A 16,588-nucleotide genomic window follows, 5' to 3' on the forward strand; every position below is an offset into this window, starting at 1 on the left:
CGAAAAAACAAAGCCCCACCATCTAAGGGCGGGGCTTTGCGACCTATATTGGTTTATGGGACAAATTCACCCTGCTTTCGCACACGTTCAATAGCAAAAACGAAGCGCAACCAAGTTAATGGGAAATCGCTCAGTTTAAGCCAAGTTAGTCGTTTTGAGTAGATAACTCTATAAGCTTTAAGGCGGCATTGAGTCGAGTATTAAAATGGTAATAAATAAACGACACAAACAGCGCCACAAAACATAGCAGTACTGCCAAAGTTAAATTTGCGCTTAACTCAAACGCGAATAATCCTACCACTAATAAGCATAAAAAAAACGAGTACAATATAGACTTAAAGGTAAAGTTAATATGGCCTTGTGCGACCTTGATTAATTGCTCTTTATCCATGATTAAAATCTCCCTGATTAAAAAAACTAAACGCCCAAAATAACTAAAAAATATTCAGCTAACGTGTTAAAAGCAAAACAGTTTAAGGTTTTTCACCCTCAATTTAAGCTTGTTATTCATAATGAGCTATTACAAGCACAAGCCTTCTTACCATTTTGTTGAAACCACTCCTGGTAATGACCACTTGAACAGCTTCGCTTTACATTGCGACAACTTGCCGCGTTGTAGCTCATATCCTTATTGGTCGTTTTTTCAAAAATCTTCCCCAAAATAACTTCAGCAATTTGGTGACTCATAGGTTGAGATGAACAGCCAGAAACTAAAATAATCGTCACTAAAAATAGGTACTTCATGCGATCTCCATTTGCATAGTATGCCTTAAGCAATGGTTGGCTGTAGGCAAAAAGGTAACGTAAATCAAAGTAAATCATGCTCCACATGAGACTTAATTTGGTTATTAAGCTTATGTTTTAACTAAAAATAGATGAAATTACAAGATACAAAATGAAAGCTAACATCAAATTAAAAATACTCGGCAACATCAAAGATGCCATTGCAGCATACCAAAAGCCTTCTTTAATGTTGTGCTTTGTCTGCGGGCGAATTTTTAAAGACGTCGCCCCTTTATTAAATTCATCACTCGATGTGAAAATGGCTTTAAACATATATTTATAAGCCGGCAGACAAATAAGGCTCGATATGGTTAAGCTTAATATGGCTATCGTAGGTATAAACGTCATATTCACCATCCGTTCTAGGTAAACCGAATACTCCAATCCAAAGCGGTTAACTTAATTGATGTTATATACCAATTGGATTAAGCAGAATTTTTTGGCCAAACAGTTCGTCATTTCGCGGGTTTTTCAACCACGTTATTGTTCATTTTTTATTTACCACTCCATTGAATCAGATCTGATAAATACTTGCTAGAAATGAATTTATTTATGTATAAGTTTAATAAGGGTAAAAATCTGATTTGGTTTGGTTATTTAGCGAGAACCGTTATCGGCTGGGGTTAAGAACACTTTACTAGCAGTATGGGGTTAACGCGAAGTAAGGGGATGAATAAGGGGTGGTATATCCATTTTCTGTCACCGGCTGTTCTGCCCGTTATATTGGGTTTGATAGCGAGTGATAGAAAATTTAATCGTTAGGATTTAAATAGTAATTAACCAATTTAGAAATTTTTTGGTATCACCAGAATTTTGGAAACTAACAATTTTAAGGGCTTTGCTGTCTTTAAAGACAACGTTGAATTTGTTCACCGAAATGGTTGAAATTGGTGGCTGGGCATCAATGCTTGCGCCATTAAATGTATGGGTCATATATTTATACTTATATAATTACGAGGGGGAGCCGTAAGACAAAAAAATGAGGGGTAATTCAAGAAGAGGTTTTTACGGTAAGAAAAAAGGCTAGTAAAAACTAGCCTTATAACAAGCTAAATTACTATTAAACAGCTACAACGTTAGCAGCTTGAGGACCTTTTTGGCCTTGCTCGATAGTGAATTGTACTTGTTGACCTTCAGCAAGAGATTTGTACCCTTCTGAAACGATTGAACGGAAATGAACAAAAACGTCTTTACCACCTTCGCTAGGAGTTAAAAAACCAAAACCTTTCTCTTCATTGAACCATTTTACTACGCCAGTTACTGTATTAGACATAATTGAAACCTTTTATTAATTAAATATTTGTGGTGGAAATCCACCGATTAAGCTATAGACGAATATAAGTAAAACATTTACCAGTAGAGCAAATGAAATACAAATTCGACTTAAATTAATAAAAGAAGAAGAATAAACACATAATGCAGTAGTAGATAAAGCTTTAAATTTCTAAAGCGAGACTACAATACGCTATTAATTCCCCCTTGTACACACATTTATCAATTCTTTTTTTATGAGGTCTGGCTATAGGGCTCTCTTGAAGGGGGGAATAATGGGTTCAATAGATAAAATTAGAGGGGCCAAATCGTTTGTATTAGCCGCTACACATTGCATTTTTGTATTTTTGTATTTTGGTATTTTGGTATTTTGGTATTTTGGTATTTTGGTTCTAAGTGTTAGTTCAACCTCATTGAAAGCGATAGAGTTAAGCTAATACCAACCCCACTAATACCAACCCCCTAAGTTTTTGCTCACTCAGGAAAATAGAAAGGTTTTTAATGCAAGTTATTGATTGCAGACAACGGTCATTGGTCATTCCCTTGTCAAAATCAATAAGGCCGAATAAAAACCTTAAAACTCGCCCTTTGGGGGCATCAGATATTCATTAATGGCTTGAAATTTTTGTACCATAGAATGACTATGCTAAAAAATTTAACGTGTTAATGAACCTCGGATGTCACGCTGTGTGGCGCAAAAACTTAATGAGATAGGTATAAACACAACAATAACTCACGCACCACTTTTGCGGCAAACACATCGCTATTACCGGTTGAGTCTATGCATGGCGATAGCTCAACCACATCACAACCAACAAAGTTTTTAGTGCGTAAAATTTTACACAGACTAACAAATGAGTGGAAATCTTCACCGCCTGGCTCAGGGGTTCCAGTACCAGGGAAAAAACTAGGGTCAAAATAATCCAAGTCAAAGGTCAAATAAATGGGTCTGTCATCGTCAATGGCGGCAACCATATCAAGAAACTGCTGACGCGATGTTGCCAGTGTGTCGTTGGCACGCATGTATTGATACTCTTCTTTGGTACCAGAGCGAATACCATATTGAATTAACTGATGACCTGGTTGAAAGTGGTCAAGACTGCGACGAATAATCGAAGCATGAGAATAATGGTAACCTTCATAGCCATCACGTAAATCAGCATGGGCATCTAAATGGATTAATACCATATCTGGGTATTGCTTAAGGTAGGTTTTAATGGGTGCATACGAAATCGAATGCTCACCACCTAAGGTCATGATTTTTACATTATTAGTCGCTAAATCAAGCCCAGAAAACAGCTGTTCAAAATCGTCACTCGCACTCTGCCATTGTTGCTCGGTATGTTGTTGATTGTCATAATTAACCGCCCCTGGAAGGCGTAAATTGCCCAAGTCAATAAAACGAACATTTTCAATGTCGGCATCCAGATATGGCGAGTAAGACTCTATACCATCTGACACAGCGCGCAACGCATCTGGGCCATCTTTAGTGCCTTTGCGAAAGCAAGCGGTACCGTCAAATCCAAAACCAATAAGGTGAATGTGATTAGCGTAAATACCGTCGTTAGATAGGGCAAAATCGTACAAACAATCGGGCTTGTTTAAAGGTACGGTGATACTTGCTATTTTCTCAGTCATCATACAAATATATCTAGGTGAATTAGGGGCCGATATTATGCAAAAAAATCAATTAAAGTATAGTGCTTTTTTCCATCTATAATACATATGGTTGTTTTATTAGCTTGAGTGTATGCAAATCAAAAAATATGCCATATAAGAGCAAAAAATTCTTGCCCTAGCGCAAACAAAAAGTACAATGCACCGCCAACAAGTTAGCTCATAACAACAATTATTTAGTAACCTTTTTCTTTGAGGATCCGCTATTGTTTTTCGAAGGTTCAGAAAAAAAAGCAGAAGTCACCATACACCCTAATAGCATGTCATTATTAACCGATGTTAGCGATGACTTCTGGGCTGACTTGGTAAAATGCTGCAACGCACAAATTCTTTCTTCTATTAGCAACGACAAATGTAAAGCCTTTTTGCTTTCAGAGTCTAGCCTCTTTGTATGGCAAGATAGAATTTTGATTTTAACATGTGGCGTTACCCACTTGGTTAAGTCGGTAGAGTACTTTATAAAACATATTGGCATGGACAACATTGCCCATGTGTTTTATCAGCGTAAAAACGAATACTTTGCCCAAGCCCAATTTAGTGCTTTTGGTGATGACATCAAATTACTAAACCAATATATGTCAGGTCGCGCCTATCGATTTGGTGAATTAGACGGTCATCATAACTACGTCTTTCATCAAGACAATAATTACCAAGCAGACAGCGACGATAAAACCTACGAGTTGCTTGCTTATCAAATCAGTGAAAATGCCTCGAACATGCTAACGCGACCGGGGCTTAGTGCTGACAATATCCGTAGCTTCCTACAGTTAGATCAATTATTACCTGGCTTTGAATTAGACGACTTTGTCTTTGACCCCTACGGTTATTCGGTCAATGCCATTAAAGACAGTGATTACTTAACCATACATATTACGCCACAAGCAGGCAGTAGTTATGTGAGCTTTGAATCGAGCCTTAATTTGATCGCAATGGCGCCTAAAATACTTTATGTTTTAGAACCAAGTTCGTTCGACTTATTGGCCTTTAACGAACCCGAGTTCGCCAACATGATCGAACAGCATATTCCTGCCAGTTATATTAGCCAAACCAAGGTAGCCGAAACCTTAACAAACGGTTATCAGGTAAGCTTTGTAAACTACATCGTCCCACAACAACATTTTATCAAGCCAAGAGAGCTTGATGTTACAGGAGAAAACCATGCACTCTGAGTTATGGATTGAAGAAAAATTCGAAGACTTTTTAGGACTGCGTATTAAAGTCGAAAAAGTGTTATTTTCAGGTAAAAGTGAGTTTCAAACTGTCGATGTTGTCGAAACCAAAGGGCACGGTAAAATGCTGTTAAACGACGGTTTAATTATGGTGACGGAACGTGACGAGTTTGCCTACCACGATATGATCAGTCATATCCCTTTATTCGTTCACCCTAACCCCAAAAACGTGCTGGTTATTGGTGGTGGCGACGGCGGTACCGCACGTGAAGTGCTGCGCCATAAAAGCGTTGAAAAGTGCACCATGGTTGAAATTGACGGCATGGTAGTAGATGCGTGTAAAGAGCATATCCCGCAAACATCGAGTGAGCTAGACAACCCCAAATTAAACTTAATCATTGGTGATGGCGTTAAGTTCGTCAAAGAAACCCAAGAAAAGTTTGACGTCATTATTGTAGACAGTACTGACCCTATTGGCCCTGCAGCGCCATTATTTGGCCCTGAATTTTACGCTGACGTATACAACTGTTTATCAGAAGACGGGCTAGTGGTTTCTCAAGGTGAGTCGTCTTGGTATGCCTTAGAAATTCAAAAGTCGCTGCTGCAAGTACTCAATAGCGTTTTCCCACAAACTTATTTATACAGCTTTAGTAACCTAACCTACCCTGGTGGTTTATGGAGCTTTACCTTTGCCAGTAAAAAATACCACCCAATCAACGATTTCAACGCCGAACGCGTGGCAGCCAGTGGTTTAGACTTTGACTACTACAATGCTGAACTGCACAGCGCAGCATTTGCCTTACCAAACTTTGCTCGCAAAGGCTTGGCGGGACTTATTGCCAACGGTTAAGGTTTAACGGTTGTTGTAATTAAAAATACCAATGGGAGCTTTAAGCTCCCATTTGTGCATTCATCTACCTTGCTAACAAATATTGGTCTAACTGCTTTTAAAGTGGATTTGGCTATAAACAACCGTGGTATCGTTTTCCATAAAAACAACCGACTTAGGCTGATTACTTTCCGATGGCATCGAGGCTAACGGTGCATTTATTAATAAGCTAAAGTAAATTTTAGACCAACTGCCACCACTTCTATCTAAGCCAAAAAAGTCACAGGTCAACTGTTTGCATTTTACATTTAAGAGCTCAAAGTCATTGCTCAGCTCATGCTGATCAATCATGAATTTTAATTCTTGTTCCATATTGGTCGCCCAATATTCATCGTTGCTCGGATCTTGTTTTAATGGTGGCTGAGTCAAAAACTCATTATTGTTTGAAATAAGTGATAACATTTGCTCGCCAGTTTCAGCTGACATATGGGCAGAAATAAGTTCATTGATCATTTTTTTATGGGCTTGTGACCATTTCACTAAGCCTTGTTCAATCATTCGTTGCGTTTCATCTGCGGGATCAATTAACTGAATATTGTTGTCAATGCTGTTGTCTAGGTCTTGTTCGCTGTCGTTTACTAGGCTCGAATCTTGGGCAAAAAGATCATTATCAAAATCCTCATAATCACCTTGCTCGGTAATCGTTAAATCTTCAATCACTTCATCTTCAAGGTGGACTATTTCGCTGTTATTCTCATGCAAGCTTGCTAATTGATGAGCATTTTGGGGTTGTGCGTTATCGCCAATATCGCTATTGACTATGGTCACTTCAGTGGTTGGTTGATTAACAATTGGATACAGAGCATAACCAACAACACAGCAGGCAACTGCAATGATGATATGAAACATTGAGCGAATCATTGATACTCTCCAGACTGATTTTTTTGATTATTTTAAATTACTATAATCAATAACTTAATCTAACAATCGAATTCGCGCAAACAAAAAACCAATAAAAACTTTAAAGCTTGCGAATAAGACTCAAAATAGCACTTGATAGCACCCTCTAGTACTTTACATTTGCCACCGAGACAATTACTCTTAGCAAGGAACTTAGAGGTTTTATGTTGAAGTCATTTTTTAATACATTAATTTTGTTGCTGAGCTTACTTGCTGTATTCGGGCAAGGACTTGCTAACGCCTCAATGTCGTGTGCGCAAATGTCTTCGCATCAGTCACCTCAACAAACAACAGAACGCTCTACCGAGCACCACCATACTCAACCGTTAGAGCTTTTGCATGCAAACCATCAGCAAGGTCATGATGGCCATCACATGGTGTCCAATGTTGAACCTAGTTCAGTTGCCAATGACCATCATAATAACAGCCTTGATTGTTGCCAAGATCAGTGTTTTTGCCCGGCAAATGGTTGTAGCACAGCATCCATGCTGGTGTTAAAAAGTAGCTTTTATTTTTCGCCTCTGTATGCAGACAAAGTGAACGTCGCAAAATTTACCCTAACGCAATCCACTCTATCGAGCCTTTATCGGCCGCCCATTTCACCTATCCTAGGATAAGTGCGCCCAAAATAAGCCGTTTTAACGGTATACCTAACATATTTGGGTTAAAGCTTAGCCAATTTATTATCGCCCGACGCCTTAGCCAACGGTTACTGATTGACCATTGGTTATCTACCCCCTAGGCGAGGCCATAAAACAGCAAGGGTTTTATGTTGGGGTGCAATGTTTAAACAAGTATTTAAAAATTAATGGTTCGTAAGATGAAAACATACAATGTCGTAAAGAGTTTGCTGTTATTACCACTTTGCTTATTGCCTTATTTAACGATGGCTCAAAGTGTATCCAATAAAGTAGAAACAAAACACCAAGCAAGTGAGCAGCAAAAAAGCCATCAACACCCCGCAGCTATTGAGCTCATGGTGTATAAAACCCCAACATGCGGTTGTTGTTCTAAGTGGATAGATCACCTTGAGCAACAAGACTTAAAAACCCAATCAAAAGACTTGCAAGACTTATCCATGATCAAAGCAAAATTTGGGATCAAACCGAATATGCGTTCGTGTCATACAGGGGTATCTAAAGACGGTTATATCTTTGAAGGTCATGTTCCGGCTAAGTTTATTAAACAGTTTCTGGCACATCCGCCAGCTAATGCCATTGGTTTAAGCGTCCCAGCCATGCCCATTGGTTCACCTGGTATGGAAATGAACAATCAGTTTATGCCCTATCACATCATGGTTCTGTTTAAAGATGGCAGCCACCAAGTCTACGCCAGCGTCAGAAGTCTTGAGGAGCAATTCTAATGTTACGTTCTGCGTCGGTTTTTAACCATGCCATCTTCTTAGCCTGTTCTGTGCTTTACTCAAGCGTAAGCTTTGTCGCTTTGGCTAATCAACAAACGGTAGGCATAACTCTAAAGCAAGCCATACAAACAGCTCAACAAAACGATCCCTGGTTTATCGCCAACCAACTGCAACGCCAAGCCACGTTAGATAAAAGTCAAGCCGCCGATGCTTTACCCGATCCCACTATGTCGTTGTCGCTATTAAATCTGCCAACTGACGGTTGGGATTTTAACCAAGAAGCGATGACCCAGTTTAAAGTTGGCATTAACCAACGCTTCCCTCGTGGTGAGACTTTGGCTATCGCCAAAGACAAATTAGAGATTCAGGCACAAAAGTATCCTGTTTTGAGAGAACACCGCCAAGCGCAATTAGCCTTGATGGTATCTCAAGCATGGCTAGATGCGTTTGAAGCTGAACAAAATATTGCCTTAATCAACAGCGAGCGTGGCTTATTTGAACAAATGGTCGAAATTGCCAACGCCAACTATGCCTCCGCTTCGGGGAAAACGCGACAAACCGACGTGATCAGCGCCCAACTTGAATTGATTCGTTTAGAAGATCGACTCACTGTACAACAGCAAAAACACGAAGTAGCCATGGCAAAACTTAACCAATGGTTACTCACTTCTGAAGGTCAAAATCATTTCGCAAGCAATTACGCCCGAACCCAATTTCACAGAGTGAGCGCGCAACTACCTAACTTACATTCAGCCGTTATGGCGTCGTTATTACAACAACCAAAGGTCGAAGATATTGCCGAGTTGGTGGTCAATCACCCGTTAGTTAAAGCCATCGATATAAATCAGCGAGTCGCAAACAAAGATATTGCCCTCGCCGAGCAGCAATTTAAACCGCAGTGGGGAGTAAACGCCAGTTACGCATATCGCGCCGACACCCCAAACAATCAAAGTCGCGCCGACTTTTTCTCACTAGGGGTAAGTTTTGACTTACCTTTATTTACTAACAACCTACAAGACAAACACTTATCGGCATCTAAAACCCAAGCAGAAGCAATAAAAAGTGAAAAGCTGATGCAAATGCAACAGCTTATCGTTGAAGTACAAACTCAACTTAAACACTTGGCCCGATTAAAGCAAAGACAGCGTTTATATCAAGGCGAATTAACCGCGCAATCACATGAACAAGCCGAAGCAGCATTAACCGCATACACGAATGATGACGGTGATTTTGCCGAGGTATTACAAGCTCGTTTAAGCGAGTTAAACATTAAAATTGCGGCTTTAAAAATTCAGATCGACACCTTAAAAACGCAAGCACAATTACAATATTTGTTGCATCAAAGTCAGCAGCAAAATACGCCATTATAGGAATTTTGGAATCATTATGAAGTTATCAACTCTCCCTCTACTTACCTTAGTCATAGGCGCTATATTGGGAAGTAGCGCGGTTTATTTGTTAAGTCCGCAGCCATCAACCTCTGAGCAAAATACCAAAAAAGCGGATGAACCGTTATATTGGGTTGCGCCTATGGACGACAATTACCGCCGTGACAAACCGGGAAAATCGCCTATGGGGATGGACTTAGTGCCAGTGTATGCCGAAGCAAAAAGTAGTCAATACGGCCCTGGGGCAATAAAAATCGCCCCCAATGTGGTGAATAACTTGGGGGTTAGAACCGCGACTGTGACCAAAGGCAATATGCGTAATGATATTGCCACCGTCGGTTATGTTACCTTCGATGAAGACAAACTTATTCATATTCACCCGCGCGTAGAAGGCTGGATTGAAAAACTTTATGTCAAAGCTGCTGGCGAGCCTGTCACCGCAGGAAAACCTTTGTACACCCTATATTCACCGCAATTAGTAAACGCTCAAGAAGAGTTTTTAATCACCTTACGACGTCAAGATAAAGGCCTAAAAGCTGCGGCAAAAGAGCGTTTAAAAGCTTTGCAGTTATCGGATCGTTTTATCTCACAGTTGGAAAAAACCAAAACCGTGCAACAGTCGGTAACTTTTTATGCTCCTCAATCAGGGGTCATTGATGGTTTAAAAATTCGCGAAGGCTTCTTTGTAAAACCCGGTAATACCTTAATGAGTATTGGCCAACTTGAACAAGTGTGGGTTGAAGCCGAAGTGTTTGAAAGCCAAACCGCCAGTGTTAAAGAAGGCTTAGAGGTGTCAATGCGACTCGACTTTTTACCCGCCAGGGAATGGCTAGGGGTTGTTGATTACATCTACCCAACCCTAGATTCAAAAAACCGTACCTTACGGGTTCGCCTAAAATTTGATAATCAAGACTTGGCATTAAAACCGAGCATGTTTGCACAAATCGTTATTCACTTAGAGCCAGTACAAGATGCGATTTTAGTGCCTAAAGAAGCGGTAATCCGAACAGGTAAACAAAATCGTGTGGTATTGGCGTTAGAAGATAACCAATTTAAATCGGTCGAAGTTGCCATTGGTCGAGTAAACAATGAATACATTGAAATTCTTGATGGTCTTTATGAAGGCGACACCATTGTCAGTTCGGCGCAGTTTTTAATTGACTCAGAATCTAGCAAGCACTCTGATTTTAAACGAATGAGCACAGCGCAACTCCCAAGCTCGGTTTGGATGACTGGTGACATTAACAGCGTGATGGCCAATCATCGCATGGTCAATATTACCCATGCAGCGGTAACAGAGTGGGATTGGCCAGAAATGACGATGGACTTTAGCGTTAGCGAAGACGTTGACTTTACCGCTTTAGCGGCAGGGCAAAACTTGCATTTTGAAGTCAGCAAAACAGCCGATGGCCAGTATCAAATTACTGGTATTCATATTATGAGTGAAGCCATGGCCTCTGATTTCCCATCAGCGACGGTAACCGGCACCATTAATCAAATTGATGCCAACAACAAGGTGCTCAATATCTCAAGAGGTCCTATTGAAAAATGGGATCGCCCAGCGACCACTATGGACTTTACTTTAGCCGCTGATTTGCATGAACAGTTGTTTCAACATAGTGCTAGCGAGAAAAACAGTCAGTCTAACGCCAGTTTATCGGTCGGTGATGAGGTGATTTTTACCTTTGAAATTCGTGATGGTGACTTTGTCATCGTTGACATAAAACCTGCCCATAATGATGCCATGTCAGACATGGATCACAGTCAGCACTAACAAGGAAAGGTTATGATTGAACGTATAATTCATTGGTCGGTTTACAATCGTTTTTTTGTCATTCTCACTACCTTAATAGTGATATTAGCTGGCATATTTGCGATTAAAAACACCCCGGTAGATGCGATCCCAGATTTATCTGAAGTACAGGTTATTGTAAAAACCTCTTACCCTGGTCAAGCGCCAAAAGTCGTGCAAGATCAAGTCACCTACCCATTAACAACAGCCATGTTGTCAGTTCCAGGGGCCACAACAGTTCGCGGTTTTTCGTTTTTTGGTGACTCTTATGTGTATGTGATTTTTGATGATGACACCGACCTGTATTGGGCTCGAACTCGGGTATTAGAATACTTGTCTCAAGTCGCGCCAACCCTGCCAGAAAACGCTAAGTCTCAACTTGGCCCCGACGCTACGGGTGTCGGCTGGGTTTATTTGTATGCGTTAAAAGATACCACAGGTAAACACGACATCAGTCAACTGACCAGTATTCAAGATTGGTTTTTAAAGTACGAATTGCAAACCGTAGATGGCGTCTCTGAAGTCGCTACCGTGGGTGGTATGGTGAAACAATACCAAATTGTGGTCAATCCAGATAAGCTTCGCGCATACAACATTCCGTTAAGTTTAATTCAGTCCGCGATTAAACAAGGTAACCAAGAAGTAGGGGCCTCGGTGGTGGAAATGGCCGAAGCTGAATACATGGTAACAGCGACAGGATACATAAAGTCGATAGAAGACTTAGCCGCCATCCCACTGCGCTTTAACGTTAATGGCACCCCGTTATTATTGGGCGATGTTGCGCAAATCACCTTGGGCCCACAAATGCGCCGAGGCATTGCTGAGCTTAATGGCGAAGGCGAAACCGTTGGTGGTGTGGTGGTTATGCGTTATGGTGAAAACGCGCAAAAAACCATTAATGGCATCAAAGCAAAATTACAATCTTTACAAAATAGTCTGCCTGCAGGCGTTGAAATTGTCACCGTCTACGATCGTTCGAATTTAATTGAGCGTTCGGTCGATAACCTATGGTCAAAACTCACCGAAGAGCTTGCCGTGGTAGCGCTCATTTGTGTGGTATTTTTATTTCATGTGCGCTCATCTATCGTCGCAGTCATAAGTTTGCCGATGGGGATTTTAGTCTCGTTTATCGTCATGTATTTCCAAGGCGTAAATGCCAACATTATGTCACTAGGCGGTATTGCTATTGCTATTGGGGCAATGACCGATGCGGCCATTGTAATGATAGAAAACATGCACAAGCACATGGAACGCACCCCGCTTACTGATCAAAACCGCTGGCAAATAGTGGCAAAGGCGGCCTCAGAAGTTGGCCCTGCGTTGTTTTTCAGTTTACTTATTATCACCGTGAGCTTTTTACCTGTCTTTATACTAGAAGCGCAAGAGGGTCGAATGTTCTCACCTTTAGCCTACACCAAAACGTATGCGATGGCGGCGTCAGCAGGCTTGGCCATTACCTTGGTTCCTGTGCTCATGGGTTACTTTATTCGCGGTAAAATCCGACCTGAAAACAAAAACCCGATCAATCGCTTACTAATCGCAGCTTATCGTCCCGTACTTGCAAAAGTGTTGCAGTATCCTAAAAGTACCTTAATGTTGGCGCTGATTGTCACCGTCATTGGGTTTTCGCCTATCGATAAAATTGGTAGTGAATTTATTCCACCTCTTGATGAAGGCGATTTAATGTATATGCCAACTACGCATCCGGGTATATCTATTGGTAAGGCGCGTGAGTTGCTGCAACAAACCGACAAACTTATTCGTACCATCCCCGAAGTTGAAAATGTGTTTGGTAAAGTAGGTCGAGCCAATACCGCAACCGATCCGGCTCCATTGACCATGATCGAAACCTTTATTCAATTAAAGCCACAAAGCGAATGGCGCGAAGGGGTCACTACCGAGTCTCTTAAACAAGAATTGGATGCTTTAATTCAGTTTCCGGGCCTAACCAATGCTTGGGTGATGCCAATAAAAACGCGCATCGACATGTTGGCAACTGGGATCAAAACACCGGTAGGTATTAAGGTTGCTGGTCCAAATTTAGATACCATTCAAACCATTGGTCAGCAAATTGAAGACGTATTAAAGGACTTTCCCGGTACCGCTTCGGTTTATTCAGAACGAGTTGCTGGTGGCCGCTACATCAAGGTTGATATCGACCGTTTTAAAGCCGCGCGTTATGGTTTAAATATTGCCGATGTGCAACAAGTGGTCGCAACCGCCATTGGTGGGGTTAATATCACGCAATCGGTTGAAGGGCTTGAACGTTACCCGGTCAATTTGCGTTATCCTCAAGATTATCGTGACTCTCCCGAACAATTAAGCCAGTTACCTGTGATCACTCAAAATGGTCAACGTATCGCCCTTGGTGATATTGCCCGTATCTATGTTGACGATGGCGCTCCAGGCATTAAAAGTGAAAACGCCCGCATTAACGGTTGGACCTTTATCGATATCGAAGATGTTGACATTGGTACTTACGTTAACAATGCCCGCGCTAAAATAGAAGCCGAAATTGACTTACCTGCAGGTTACTCTTTGAACTGGGCTGGTCAATACGAATACATGCAACGAGCAGAGCAAAAGCTTCGCTATGTCTTACCTCTTACACTGGCCATTATTGTGATTTTATTGTACCTAAACTTTCGCAGTTTGGCCGAAGTCACGATGATTATGTTTACCCTGCCTCTGGCAATGATTGGGGGCATATGGTTGATGTACCTGCAAGGCTTTAACTTTTCGGTTGCCGCAGGTGTAGGCTTTATCGCCTTGGCTGGGGTTGCGGTAGAAATCGGGGTGATCATGCTGGTGTATTTGAATCAGTCGTATCATCAGAGCGTTGCAAATTTTCAGCAAAAACAGCAACACTTTGACCAAGACGCATTAATCGAAGCGATTGAACACGGTGCCGGTCTAAGGGTTCGTCCTGTTGTAATGACCGTTGCAACCATCATTATCGGCCTGTTACCTGTACTTTACGGCACCGGCAGTGGCTCTGAAATTATGAGTCGCATTGCCGCGCCTATGGTTGGTGGCATGGTGAGTGCGATTGTATTAGCGTTATTGGTTTTACCTGCGGTGTATTTGTTGTGGCGTCAACGACAACATCGACTCTAGAGTCAATGTATAGAATTTATGCAAGTGTATAAATTTTGTTAACTCCCTAGTGCAATACATGCCCCTTTATGAGATAACATAGTGTCAGTAAAGGGGCATGGAATGAAACGTTTAAACAATAACAATAATATCGCTAAAAAAAGCAGGAATTTACATAAATGGTTGATGGCCTTTTTTGGTCTGCAATTTATGATGTGGTCGGTCACTGGCGCCTACATGGTGTATTTAAATATCCATTTTATTCATGGTGACACCTTGGTTAAAAACCAACAAATAACCATCGATAGAGCTCAAATTAACCTACCTTTTCAAAGGCTATATCAGAACTACCCGAATATCTCTAATCTGTCGTTATCGACAATCCTCGACAAAGCGGTTTATCAATTTGAGTCCAATGGCGAAAAGTTCCTGATTGATGCCAGCACCGGCGAGCAACTTCCATGGCTCAACAAAGAGCAAGCAATACGCATAGCGCAGCAAGAGTTCACGGGCAACAGTCAAGTAAAACAAGCTCAACTATTGCAAACGGTTGCGCCCGATGAATTAAGCCCAAGACATTTACCCGCATGGCGGGTCGATTTTGACCATTGGATGGCGCCAACGTTGTATGTTTCCCAAACCAGTGGCAAAGTGGTGACTAAGCGCCACAGTTTTTGGCGCTTGTTCGACTGGATGTTTCGCATTCATGTTATGGACTATAAAGACAGCGAAGTTGATAATACCTTGCTTTTAAGCTTTACCGTCAGTGGCTTATTTGCCACTTTATGTGGACTCGTGCTGACATACACCCGAACAATTAAACCCCGTTTAAGCAAATTAGTCGGAGGCGCTCGATGAAAAATATCAGAGTACTTCACAAATGGGTTTCGCTTGTGGTTGGTCTGCAGTTTTTAATTTGGCTAAGCACAGGCTTATATTTCAATTTAATGGACTCAACCAAGGCAAGTGGTAATCAATATCGACAAGCCATTGCCAGCCAACCCGAATTTGATTTAACCTCGTTGGTTGCGCCAGATAAGATTCTAGCCAAAGCGCCAGCTGCGATAAGCATTCGCTTAATCAGTTTACTCAACCAACCTTATTATTTGCTCACTCATGAGCAAGGTTTATATCCGCATTTTAAAAACAACTATTCACTCTATGATGGCTACCTTGCAAAAAAGATCTCAATAGATGCTAATTTTGCCAAGGCCTTAGCGCTGCAATCTTACAGTGGCCCGGGAAGTGTCATAGCTTCAACGCTCATCACATCAAACATTGAGGGGTTTGCCAAACAACAAAACCCGGTATGGCAAATTGGGTTTGATGATGCCATCAATACCAAGGTTTATATCGAACAAGGCAGTGGCCGAGTGGTGGGCCACAGTGACGATGATAAACGCCTTGCAGACTTGTTTTTTACCTTACATTTTATGGACTACACCAATGAGGGAGGGTTTAATAACATCGCTATTATGTTTATGGCTTTTGCCAGTTTATGGCTTAGCATAACGGGGGGCATTTGGACCTGGGATTTAATTAAGCGTGGTCAATTATCCCTTAAGCGCGCAGTAAGCGTTAAAGCTTAGCGGGTGTTAAATTCGCTAAAATGGGTCATGATGAGTACTCTTTGCTTACTTCACGGGCAAACTCGTCAATCATCTTTGGCACTTCTTTGGCAAAGAGCATACTCATATGTGATTGTTTGATCACTAGGTGTTTGCTCATGCCGTCAATTTCGGTTTCTTCGACTCCGACCGTGCCATCGGATTCTTCAATATCTTCTCGCAAGAATTTGTCCATAATCGGTCTTGCTCCAATTTTAACATTACCGGCAATCGATATAAGCTGTTGAGGGTAATTCCAGGTTTTCGCAAACTCTTGCGGGATCAGGCCAAATTGAGTCGATGTGCCTAAAATCGGATCGAGTTTAAACTTGGCCATATCTTTGACTATTTTGGCACCTTGATGCGGGGTTCCTAAGGTGATCACCATGGGGATGGTGTCTGTAGAGAACTGACGTGAAGCCAAATAATGGGTGATCACTAACCCACCAAGAGAGTGCCCGACAAGAATGGTTGGCCCTTGCCCTATCGCCTTATCAAGCTTGGCAAACACCGAATCTTTATTTGGTCGCACGGTATTATAGGAAATGGTTTGAACTTGCCACCCTAGTTGGCTCAGTCGTCTCGCCATCGGTACCATGACCAAGCTGTTCATAAATAAGCCATGCAAAAGCACTATTTTCATCTCATTCCC

At 41.5% G+C, this 16,588-nt stretch carries 17 protein-coding genes; 9 read left to right on the plus strand and 8 right to left on the minus strand.

Going from position 1 to position 16,588, the window contains the following annotated elements; genetic code table 11:
• Window positions 1–145 precede the first annotated feature (145 nt).
• From ACAY00_RS11685 to speB, 6 genes are all read right to left on the minus strand, one after another.
• On the minus strand, window positions 146–391 hold the full coding sequence (locus ACAY00_RS11685) for a hypothetical protein (RefSeq protein WP_371373796.1): 246 nt from the start codon (window positions 389–391) through the stop codon (window positions 146–148).
• A 116-nt stretch (window positions 392–507) separates the two neighbouring features.
• Window positions 508–744 carry a hypothetical protein gene (locus ACAY00_RS11690; protein WP_371373799.1) on the minus strand — a complete coding sequence of 79 codons (237 nt, stop codon included), beginning with the start codon at window positions 742–744 and terminating at the stop codon, window positions 508–510.
• A gap of 117 nt (window positions 745–861) precedes the next feature.
• Window positions 862–1,131, minus strand: a complete 270-nt coding sequence (locus tag ACAY00_RS11695) for a hypothetical protein (protein WP_371373802.1) — start codon at window positions 1,129–1,131, stop codon at window positions 862–864.
• Window positions 1,132–1,548: 417 nt separating this feature from the next.
• Window positions 1,549–1,716, minus strand: coding sequence for a hypothetical protein (locus tag ACAY00_RS11700; RefSeq protein ID WP_371373804.1), 168 nt, complete (start codon window positions 1,714–1,716; stop codon window positions 1,549–1,551).
• A 127-nt stretch (window positions 1,717–1,843) separates the two neighbouring features.
• Window positions 1,844–2,056: a cold-shock protein gene (locus ACAY00_RS11705; RefSeq protein WP_371373807.1), complete on the minus strand. Its 213-nt coding sequence runs from the start codon at window positions 2,054–2,056 to the stop codon at window positions 1,844–1,846.
• A 701-nt stretch (window positions 2,057–2,757) separates the two neighbouring features.
• Window positions 2,758–3,696 carry an agmatinase gene (gene speB / locus ACAY00_RS11710; protein WP_371373810.1) on the minus strand — a complete coding sequence of 313 codons (939 nt, stop codon included), beginning with the start codon at window positions 3,694–3,696 and terminating at the stop codon, window positions 2,758–2,760.
• A gap of 242 nt (window positions 3,697–3,938) precedes the next feature.
• Here speB and ACAY00_RS11715 point away from each other — a divergent pair, with 242 nt between their 5' ends.
• Window positions 3,939–4,901, plus strand: a complete 963-nt coding sequence (locus tag ACAY00_RS11715; RefSeq protein WP_371373814.1) for an adenosylmethionine decarboxylase — start codon at window positions 3,939–3,941, stop codon at window positions 4,899–4,901.
• Entirely contained in the window at window positions 4,891–5,751 is an 861-nt protein-coding gene (gene speE / locus ACAY00_RS11720) for a polyamine aminopropyltransferase (protein ID WP_371373817.1), read from the plus strand. The genes ACAY00_RS11715 and speE overlap by 11 nt, the downstream gene beginning before the upstream one ends.
• 87 nt (window positions 5,752–5,838) lie before the next feature.
• Here the strand turns inward: speE and ACAY00_RS11725 are convergent, their stop codons facing one another.
• Window positions 5,839–6,651, minus strand: a complete 813-nt coding sequence (locus tag ACAY00_RS11725) for a hypothetical protein (RefSeq protein ID WP_371373824.1) — start codon at window positions 6,649–6,651, stop codon at window positions 5,839–5,841.
• 203 nt (window positions 6,652–6,854) lie between these two features.
• Between ACAY00_RS11725 and ACAY00_RS11730 the strand changes: the two genes are divergently transcribed.
• The 7 genes from ACAY00_RS11730 to ACAY00_RS11760 all read left to right on the plus strand — a co-directional run bounded on the left by ACAY00_RS11730 (window position 6,855) and on the right by ACAY00_RS11760 (window position 15,918).
• On the plus strand, window positions 6,855–7,307 hold the full coding sequence (locus ACAY00_RS11730; protein ID WP_371373827.1) for a hypothetical protein: 453 nt from the start codon (window positions 6,855–6,857) through the stop codon (window positions 7,305–7,307).
• A gap of 269 nt (window positions 7,308–7,576) precedes the next feature.
• Window positions 7,577–8,053, plus strand: coding sequence for a DUF411 domain-containing protein (locus ACAY00_RS11735; protein WP_371379718.1), 477 nt, complete (start codon window positions 7,577–7,579; stop codon window positions 8,051–8,053).
• Window positions 8,053–9,423, plus strand: coding sequence for a TolC family protein (locus tag ACAY00_RS11740; RefSeq protein WP_371373830.1), 1,371 nt, complete (start codon window positions 8,053–8,055; stop codon window positions 9,421–9,423). Before ACAY00_RS11735 ends, ACAY00_RS11740 begins: the two co-directional genes overlap by 1 nt.
• A 16-nt stretch (window positions 9,424–9,439) precedes the next feature.
• Window positions 9,440–11,215, plus strand: coding sequence for an efflux RND transporter periplasmic adaptor subunit (locus tag ACAY00_RS11745; RefSeq protein ID WP_371373833.1), 1,776 nt, complete (start codon window positions 9,440–9,442; stop codon window positions 11,213–11,215).
• 12 nt (window positions 11,216–11,227) lie between these two features.
• A complete protein-coding gene (locus tag ACAY00_RS11750; RefSeq protein WP_371373835.1) occupies window positions 11,228–14,350 on the plus strand; it encodes an efflux RND transporter permease subunit in 3,123 nt (1,040 codons plus the stop codon).
• A 102-nt stretch (window positions 14,351–14,452) separates the two neighbouring features.
• Window positions 14,453–15,187, plus strand: coding sequence for a PepSY domain-containing protein (locus ACAY00_RS11755; protein WP_371373838.1), 735 nt, complete (start codon window positions 14,453–14,455; stop codon window positions 15,185–15,187).
• The gene (locus tag ACAY00_RS11760) at window positions 15,184–15,918 is read left to right on the plus strand and encodes a PepSY domain-containing protein (protein ID WP_371373840.1); all 735 of its coding nucleotides are present in this window, start codon (window positions 15,184–15,186) and stop codon (window positions 15,916–15,918) included. The genes ACAY00_RS11755 and ACAY00_RS11760 overlap by 4 nt, the downstream gene beginning before the upstream one ends.
• A gap of 25 nt (window positions 15,919–15,943) precedes the next feature.
• On the opposite strand, the gene ACAY00_RS11765 is transcribed toward ACAY00_RS11760, so the two are convergent.
• A complete protein-coding gene (locus ACAY00_RS11765; protein ID WP_371373843.1) occupies window positions 15,944–16,579 on the minus strand; it encodes an alpha/beta fold hydrolase in 636 nt (211 codons plus the stop codon).
• Between the last annotated feature and the right edge of the window lie 9 nt (window positions 16,580–16,588).

It is taken from the genome of Thalassotalea sp. 273M-4 (assembly GCF_041410465.1).
Taxonomy (GTDB): Bacteria; Pseudomonadota; Gammaproteobacteria; order Enterobacterales; family Alteromonadaceae; genus Thalassotalea_A; species Thalassotalea_A aquiviva.

Bases quoted from the DNA above. Each gene is read 5' to 3' on its own strand.
- ACAY00_RS11685 (WP_371373796.1), bottom strand. From the start codon at position 391: ATGGATAAAGAGCAATTAATCAAGGTCGCACAAGGCCATATTAACTTT.
- ACAY00_RS11690 (WP_371373799.1), bottom strand. From the start codon at position 744: ATGAAGTACCTATTTTTAGTGACGATTATTTTAGTTTCTGGCTGTTCA.
- ACAY00_RS11695 (WP_371373802.1), bottom strand. From the start codon at position 1,131: ATGACGTTTATACCTACGATAGCCATATTAAGCTTAACCATATCGAGC.
- ACAY00_RS11700 (WP_371373804.1), bottom strand. From the start codon at position 1,716: ATGACCCATACATTTAATGGCGCAAGCATTGATGCCCAGCCACCAATT.
- ACAY00_RS11705 (WP_371373807.1), bottom strand. From the start codon at position 2,056: ATGTCTAATACAGTAACTGGCGTAGTAAAATGGTTCAATGAAGAGAAA.
- speB (WP_371373810.1), bottom strand. From the start codon at position 3,696: ATGATGACTGAGAAAATAGCAAGTATCACCGTACCTTTAAACAAGCCC.
- speE (WP_371373817.1), top strand. From the start codon at position 4,891: ATGCACTCTGAGTTATGGATTGAAGAAAAATTCGAAGACTTTTTAGGA.
- ACAY00_RS11725 (WP_371373824.1), bottom strand. From the start codon at position 6,651: ATGATTCGCTCAATGTTTCATATCATCATTGCAGTTGCCTGCTGTGTT.
- ACAY00_RS11730 (WP_371373827.1), top strand. From the start codon at position 6,855: ATGTTGAAGTCATTTTTTAATACATTAATTTTGTTGCTGAGCTTACTT.
- ACAY00_RS11735 (WP_371379718.1), top strand. From the start codon at position 7,577: ATGGCTCAAAGTGTATCCAATAAAGTAGAAACAAAACACCAAGCAAGT.
- ACAY00_RS11740 (WP_371373830.1), top strand. From the start codon at position 8,053: ATGTTACGTTCTGCGTCGGTTTTTAACCATGCCATCTTCTTAGCCTGT.
- ACAY00_RS11745 (WP_371373833.1), top strand. From the start codon at position 9,440: ATGAAGTTATCAACTCTCCCTCTACTTACCTTAGTCATAGGCGCTATA.
- ACAY00_RS11750 (WP_371373835.1), top strand. From the start codon at position 11,228: ATGATTGAACGTATAATTCATTGGTCGGTTTACAATCGTTTTTTTGTC.
- ACAY00_RS11755 (WP_371373838.1), top strand. From the start codon at position 14,453: ATGAAACGTTTAAACAATAACAATAATATCGCTAAAAAAAGCAGGAAT.
- ACAY00_RS11760 (WP_371373840.1), top strand. From the start codon at position 15,184: ATGAAAAATATCAGAGTACTTCACAAATGGGTTTCGCTTGTGGTTGGT.
- ACAY00_RS11765 (WP_371373843.1), bottom strand. From the start codon at position 16,579: ATGAAAATAGTGCTTTTGCATGGCTTATTTATGAACAGCTTGGTCATG.